We start from the raw sequence: 7740 nt of genomic DNA, 5'->3' as shown, positions 1-7740 counted from the left end.
GCTTGGGATATACTGCTCTTGCAGTAGGTTGTATTCTCAGGGCTAGCTAATCTGGGAAGATAGTAGAAGAGAAGAACTCATGGAACTGCCGGCGCTCTTGAGTATTATACGCACTGAAAGCGTCTATCGTTTCCGGCTTGACCTGCCTGAGTATCCTGCCAGGGAAGGTAGCAGGGAAGGGCGCGAGTATGTCACGGAGATCACCTCTGAGCTGAAAGAGCGGCTCAGGCGTAGTTTACAGGCCGTGACCCAATATATGCAGACGCAGGCTCTGGCCGATAGCAAGCGCCAGACGATGAAGTTAGGCGCAATCAACGATTCGGTACAGGCTCTGGGGCGCTTTCTCTTTGAGCAACTGCTGCCGCTGCCGCTACAAGAGGAGCTGCGGCATCTTGATCTCCCTCTCTTGCTGGACACGAACACCCCCGAGATTCCCTGGGAGCTGTGCTTTGACAGCAGCGTGCGCCCAAGCCCCTTTCTCTGCCAGCGACTGAGCATGAGCCGGCTAGCGGGCGAGTCGCGGCAGGAGCGCATGGCGCCGCTGACGGAGCGGATGCAGCGCAAGATGGGAAGGCGTGAGCAGATGGGACTTTCGGTGCTCTTTCTTGTCAATCCCACCGGTGAGCGCAGCACGGCGGAGGAGGAGGTTGCCGCATTATGCACAGCGCTGCCTGAGTCGATTGGAAGGACGATCCTCTACCGTCAGCAGGCCAATCAGCTTGACATGCGTATGCGCATCAACAGCGAGCCTCCGCAAATCATCCACTATGCGGGGGTGGGGCCAGTGCTGGTAGCTGGTGAGCCGGCGCTTGCGCTCGCGGGTAGCTCGCGGCTTGATAGCGAGGCGGCGGCCCAACTTTTCCAGCTCTTACCGCGGCGTCCTCTCATCTTTTTCAGTCACTACGAAGGCGAGCGATCGGAGCGATCAGCAAACCGAGGCCTTACCGGACTGCCCGGTCCTGGTAGTGGGGGGATAGCTTCCCACGGTCAGCCAGAGCGTGAGGAGCTGCTTCAACGCCTAGCCCGGCGACTGATCGAAGCGGGGGCGGGAGCGGTCATCGTGCTGCGCTGGCCTCTGCCAGTGGCGCGCATCCGAGAATTCGCCGTCTTGCTCTACCAGGAGCTAAGCGACGGGGTCACCGTTGGCGAAGCCGTCAGGCGCAGTCGGGCTATCCTGGCCCAGCGTCGACCTGAGCATGCGGCCTGGATTGCCTTCCAGCTCTACGGCGATCCTTTGCTGCGCTTGAGCTTTGGCATACCCGAGCGTAATCCCGCCGACTATGTCGACATCTTTGAAGAGGAGGAAGAGCCACTGATCCCCTCGCTGCCATCTTCGTCGCACACGCTCGACCGGCGCTTTCTGGAGGAAGTCCTGAGCATCGCTCTGGCGGAGGCGCGGCGCATGCGCAAGGATTACCTAGGGACGCCGCATCTTTTCATTGCCCTCACCAAGCTTGATGGCGGCTGTACCCAGGATGCCCTGCGCAGCCTCAATTTCTCGCCCAAGCAGGTGCGCGATGTCATTCGCAGTGCCCTAGGCAGTGGCAAAGCCACCAGCGACACGCCTATTCTGCCGACGCGACGCTGTAAAGAAATCCTCCTGACTGCTGAGCGCAATGCTATCAATGCCGGCGCCACCATGATCGATGAGCGCGCCATCGCACGTGCCGTACTGAGTGAGGGTGATGGCGTGACCCACAACCTGCTAACGCAGATTGGTATCAATCCCGAGCAGCTCATCGAACTGATCATGGCCAGCGAGGCCCATGCCTTACTGGAGCTGGCCCCTTCATCGGAGTCCCATCAGCCTCCGACGGTGGAGATGCCTGCGGGCTTCAGCCTGGTTGAGCCGGCGCCGCGCCCCAGCAACTCACTGCTTGAACGGCTGGGCCGCGACCTGACGCGCCAGGCCAGTCTGAAACAGTTGCCTCCACTGATTGGCCGTGAAAAAGAGCTGCGCTTGCTGATGCAGACTATGATGCTCAAGGATCGCAACAACCCGATCCTGATCGGCGACTCAGGCGTAGGGAAGACCACCATTGTTGGTGGCCTGGCCCAACGCATTGTTGAAGGGCGTGTTCCCCCGGAGCTACGCGGCAAACGCCTCATCGAGCTGTCGGCCAGCTCGCTGGTAGCTGGTACCAAGTACCGTGGCGAGTTTGAGGAGCGCCTGCTCAAGGTGCTGGAGGAGGCCGAAAACAGCGGCAATATCATTCTCTTTATCGACGAGATGCATCTGCTGATTGGCACCGGACGGGCCGCTGATGGCAGCATCGACGCCGCTGGCATCCTCAAGCCAGCGCTGGCTGGGGGGCGGCTGCGCTGTATCGGAGCGACCACGCCGCAGGAATATCGCATGATCGAGAAAGATGCGGCGATGGAGCGCCGTCTGCGCCCGATCATTATCGAAGAGCCGTCACCAGAGGAAGCTCTGCAGGTTCTGCGTGGGATGCGCGAGCTGTACGAGCAGCATCACCATGTCAGCATTACGGAAGAGGCTCTGCAAGCGGCGGTTCATCTCTCGGTACAATATCTGCCTAACCTGCGCTTACCTGACAAGGCCTGCAGCGTGCTTGACGAGGCCTGTTCACAGGCGCGGGTCTTCTGGGTAGAAGACGAATCGGTCGAGCAGGATAATCGTGACGAGCTAGGCGAGGAACCGGTGATCACGGCGGCCACCGTGGCCGAGGTAATCTCGGCGCGGACGGGCATCCCGGTCAATGCACCAGGCCGTGAGGAGCGTGATCGCCTCCTCAACCTGGAGAGCCGACTGAAAGCGCGCGTCATCGGCCAGGACGAGGCTATTCGCCGGGTGACGCAGGCGATTCAAGTGGCGCGAGCCGGCCTGAAGCCGCGCAATCGTCCGGCGGGGGTCTTTCTCTTCCTGGGGCCGACCGGTGTGGGCAAGACCGAGCTAGCACGGGCTTTGGCTGCTGAGGTCTTTGGCTCCGACGAATATCTGATCCGAGTGGATATGTCGGAGTATATGGAAAAGCATGCCGTCTCGCGCATGGTGGGGGCACCGCCAGGCTACATCGGCTATGACCAGGAGGGGCAGCTCACTGGTAAGCTGCGCCGCCGCCCGCACTGCGTGGTTTTGCTAGACGAGGTCGAGAAGGCCCATCCCGAGGTTTTTGACCTCTTCTTGCAGGTTTTTGACGCCGGGCGTCTGACCGATGCCCAGGGACATACCGTCGATGCCCAGCACGCCATCTGGATTATGACCTCGAACGTGGGCACCGATATGCTGGGGCGCTCGCTCCCGAGTGGCTTCCGTGCCGCCAGCAAGGCATCGCTGGAAGAGATGCAGCGTGAGCAGCTCATGGAGCGCCTGCGCCAGACCTTCCGTCCCGAATTCCTCAGCCGTATCGACGAGATCGTGATCTTCCACCCGTTGACGCAGGAGCATGCACGAGCGATTACGCGCCTCCAGATGAACGAGCTGGCCTCACGCTTGTTGGAGCAAGGGCTGACCCTCCAGGCTGATGAGAGCGCCATCGACTTGCTCTGCAAGGAGGGGTTCAGTCGCACACAGGGAGCGCGTCCCCTGCGTCGGGCTATTGAGCGCTTGCTGACAGTGCCGCTGAGCCTGCGTATCTTAATGGGCAACATCCCCAAGCCGGGCGTAGTGCATGTCACGGCTGTCAATGGCCATCTGGAAATCAGTGTGCACGAGCCAGGGGTGGTACCCACGCCGACAGCGGCGCCAGCGTCGGAGATCGCCGCCTCAGCCTCCGAGGAGATTGGCGTTGAGGCCGATGCGGCTTCCTAGTCCCTTGCTTGAGACGCTGGCGCTGGCCAGCAGTCAGCGCCACGGCCCACGGCGTCACATGGCTCGTCTCCTCGCCACAGCGGTAGGGAAAAGCCAGTTGTGCTAGAGAGCAAGAGGTGGCAAGGCTGGCAGAGCATCGGGCAGGATCATGCCTGCATCAAGAGCGGGCGCCAATACCAATAGAAGTGGTGCGGTCCGGTCATGCGCCAGGAGAGGAATAAAGTGGGAAGTGGTGTGGTGATCGTCTAACGGCTCGGAGCCAGTCAGCATGGCCTGCAGGGCTGCAGCCCGGCTCAACGAGCCAGGGCCGGAACTCTGCGCTGCAGCCGCGCACAGGGTCAGGCTCAACGGACCCCTCTGCTGTGGCACGCAACAGAGTGCTGCCGGAGCCTGTCCTCACTTCCCCGGGCGCCGTGGCGCGGCGCGGCTCAACGGCCTCCGGTTCGGAGCACGCGGGCACACTGGCCTGGAGGCGCCCGGCTCAACGAGCGCGCTGGCACCCAGACGATCACCACAGGTGACCCGACACCACTATCTTTAGTTTACTCCTGCCTCCTTCATGCTCACTTTCCTGGCGCTATCAGCCTGGCTTGCTCGCAAGCCCGCTCGTGAGCGGCGCTCTCTCGCTTTTTACTGCTCGCTTTCGCATAAACTACTCGCGTTATGCCTCTCTGCTTCTCTCTGGGAAGCCGCTTGCAGGCCCGCCCGGCTAGAGAAGATGAGTATACTCTTACATAAGACAAGACAGGGAGAGTGCTGCCGGGGAGAGAAGCGAAGGGAGCGATGATGTGGTATCATATAGAGTGGCGAATCCTCTCTGAAGATCGGTGCACGTTAGCCCTCCTCGCTCATGCTGAGACTGGGCGGCGAGTGGCGTCGGTACCTGCCTATAGACAGCGGTAAGGAGGTTCTCTTTTTTTGTCATGAAAGCAGTCAAAACACATGTGGGCCGCTGCGATACCTGCGGCGAGCCGGCTGCCTATGCTCAGCTGCTCTCCGGCGGGCGAACTTTCCGCTTCTGTGAGCAGCACGTGCCACCCCTGGTGAAGAAGCAGGCGGAAGCAACTGCCGCTAAGGAAGAGCAGAAGAAGTAATACGAGTTCTAAGGGTTGGCGCGGGTGGACAGGGCAAGCGGTCAGATCGCTTGATCAAGAGAAGGGCAGAAGAACATAAGGCGAGGCGGTGCCTCTCTGGCTCCGCTGTGCCGTCTGCTCTGTACTGCCTGCCCTTGCCCCCATGCCTCCCTCCTCTCTCCTCGGACGCGGCGGTAACCGCGCGGGCAGGACCTGGAGCCGGTCGCTGCTCTCGGCGTGAAGCTCTATGCCATGCCCAGACAGAGGGGCGAAGACCGGCAAAGCGCCCAAAGGTTATGGTCGCCTTCTGACTAGTTAAGGTTACTGCCCATCAGGGGTAGTTCGATGGTAAAGGTAGCTCCCTCACCTGGTATCCCTGTGCTCTCTACCCAGATTTTCCCCCTCATAGCCTCGACCAGACGGCGAGAGATATAAAGGCCTAGACCCGAGCCACGTACCGGGCTGTTGACATCGCTCTCCAGGCGCACAAAGCGCTGAAACAGCTTGGGCTGGTCTTCTGGACGAATGCCTTTTCCGCGATCACTGACACTAATCAAGGCGCAAGGCCGCAGTGAAGCATGATCCAGCGAGGCTCGGGCGCGGAACGTAATCGGCGTGCCGGGCGGCGAATACTTCAGAGCATTGATGGCCAGATTGCGCAAAATCTGACGAAGGCGCACCGGGTCGGCCTGTACTGCCAGATCCGGTGGAATATCTAGATAGACAAGGCGTTCTTCCTGCGTCAATTGTGGCTCCATCATATCGACCACGCTCTGGACGATATCTTCAACAGCTACCGTCTCGATATGGGCCGGACGGATGCCGGCATCAACCTCCAGGCGACTGGCATCCATGATGTTATTGAGCAGGAGTACGAGTTCTTCGCAGGCCAGGCGTGTCTTATGCAGGAACTCATAACGCTGCTCGGGGGAGAGGGCATCGTCGTACTGGGCCAGCAGCTCCAGATAGCCCTGCACAGCGGTCAGCGGAGTGCGCAGCTCATGAGAGGCTGTAATCATGAACTGATCCTTGAGCTGGTCAAGTTCTTGGAGCTGCTGATGAGCCGTACGGAGCTGCTGATAGAGCGTGGCATTGGTGTAAGCAACGGCGGCCTGCTCGGCGAAGCCCTGAGCGCGCGGCAGATCAGGCAGGCCCAGCGGCTGGCGCTCCTGGGTACCCGGGCGCAAAGCGCGTGCCAGAACCAGGAGGCCGACGGCGACATTGCGCGAGAAAAGAGGAGCTAGAATCGCTGTTGGCACATAGCGTCTGGCGAGCATCTCGCGCAGGGACAGGGCGCGATACATCCGTTGCCGCCGTGGTGGATGCTGCGACCAGGCCAGGGAGCTTGCGCTAGCAACTCCGGCCTGGACCAGGACCGGGGCCGGCGAGAGCGGTGGATCTAGCTGGTAGAAGTGAGTCAGGGGGATGAGCAGCGGCTGAGGCGAGGCTAAAGCCTGGGCCTCATACTCATGCTCGTAGATCGCCGGCCACTCGCTCAGTTCACTGGACAGCTCGTCGGAGCTGACCGCAATGGCCTGGGGGAGCAAACTGCCATGCTGATCAGGGGTATAGAGCAGCACGTAATCGGCGTCAAGGGCGTTAGCGCCTTCGCGACAGATAATCTGATGAATCTCCGTTGGCTCAACGATGGCTGAATTGAGGCGAGTGGCAATATTCGCCAGGGCCTGGGCGAAAGCCTCTTGCTCACGGGCCTCCTGATAGAGAAAGGCGTGTTCAAGCGCCGTAGCAGCCTGTTCCGCGAATGCGCGCGCTGTCGTCTTCTGCGCCGACGAAAAGGGACGGTCTGAGCGACTGCAGAAGACCAGGTTCGCAAGATGTTTCTCTTGATACATCAGAGGGATCACCAGACTCGCCCGGATCTGCTCGTGAGTATACCAGGCCACGATCTCGGCGGGCAGGTCCTCAGGTGTCACCTCTGATTGGTGAACCTCCACCTCATATGGCTGCAGGGCCGCGCAGACGTCAAAGTGTTGTCCCTCAAAGCGCCAGAGGATCACCTGCTCAGCGGGTGAAGCCGCTACATAGACTTTCAGGCTGGCGGGCATCTCAGGGAAAGGAGCTTTCTCCTGGATCAAAAGCATGGCTGCCTCACAGCCCAGCGCCTTCGGAGCCAGACTTACGATGCGCTCCAGCAAAGGATTCAGCTCCAGAATTTCGCTCAGCTGAGCCGTGAGCAGGCGCAGGCGCTCGGCCTCCTGCCGGCGCTCTTCACGCTCATGCAACAGCTCACTATTCTGCTGATCAGTCAGCAGATAGCGTAGAAAGAGACAGATGGCTACTGCTGCCGTTAACGTATCGAGAAAGGCCGCTCTGATACCATCATGGATCAGACTGGAATAAAGTGTCAAAACGATCTCGATGATGAACGGCAAATAGATCAGCAGGCTCTGGAAAAGCAGGGCATGTTCGGGGGGATAATCACCTAGTGATGGCTCCTCGTTAGCCGTCTCACGGCTCAATTCCTCCAGTGCCTGGCTGTTGCGGGCTTGAGCCTGCTGGTGGTAGGCGTGCCGGGCGAGGGCACTATACTGCCAAGAGGCGGTTAGGCCCAGCACAGCGAAGAAGAGAAGCCAGCCGGTATCGACGTAGGGCGTTCCTGAAACGTAGCTCTGGTGCAGAACCAGGTAGCAGTACCAGCTATCGGCCCACAGTAAGGAGCCGGCGCCGACAGTCAGGAGCAGCCGCGAAGGGCGCAGGGGCTGCTCCACTTGAGTCAGTGTCAGCAGCATCGCGCCTGTGAGCACGAGCAGCAGGTCGAGGAAGGGATAGCTAAGACTGATCGTCAGCGTAGCTAAGTCGATGCCACTGTGGCGCAGCATCGTGTAGGAGGGACCAACCAGAAAGAACCAGATGATACCCAGCAGGCAGAGGGTC

At 60.4% G+C, this 7740-nt stretch carries 3 protein-coding genes; 2 read left to right on the top strand and 1 reads right to left on the bottom strand.

The features are described from left to right. Positions 1-79 precede the first annotated feature (79 nt). On the top strand, positions 80-3772 hold the full coding sequence (locus IRZ24_RS13875) for an AAA family ATPase (RefSeq protein ID WP_297165244.1): 3693 nt from the start codon (positions 80-82) through the stop codon (positions 3770-3772). A 923-nt stretch (positions 3773-4695) separates the two neighbouring features. Further along, entirely contained in the window at positions 4696-4866 is a 171-nt protein-coding gene (locus IRZ24_RS13870) for a hypothetical protein (protein ID WP_297165242.1), read from the top strand. 290 nt (positions 4867-5156) lie between these two features. Here the strand turns inward: IRZ24_RS13870 and IRZ24_RS13865 are convergent. Further along, positions 5157-7740 (bottom strand): GAF domain-containing sensor histidine kinase (locus IRZ24_RS13865; protein ID WP_297165240.1); only part of this gene is annotated, 2584 nt, incomplete at its 5' end.

Origin of the sequence: Thermogemmatispora sp. (assembly GCF_019683755.1) — a bacterium.
In the GTDB taxonomy this organism is placed as follows: Bacteria; Chloroflexota; Ktedonobacteria; order Ktedonobacterales; family Ktedonobacteraceae; genus Thermogemmatispora.
The sequence above is the reverse complement of the archived record's forward strand: the minus strand, read 5'-3'. Positions and strand labels throughout refer to the sequence as shown.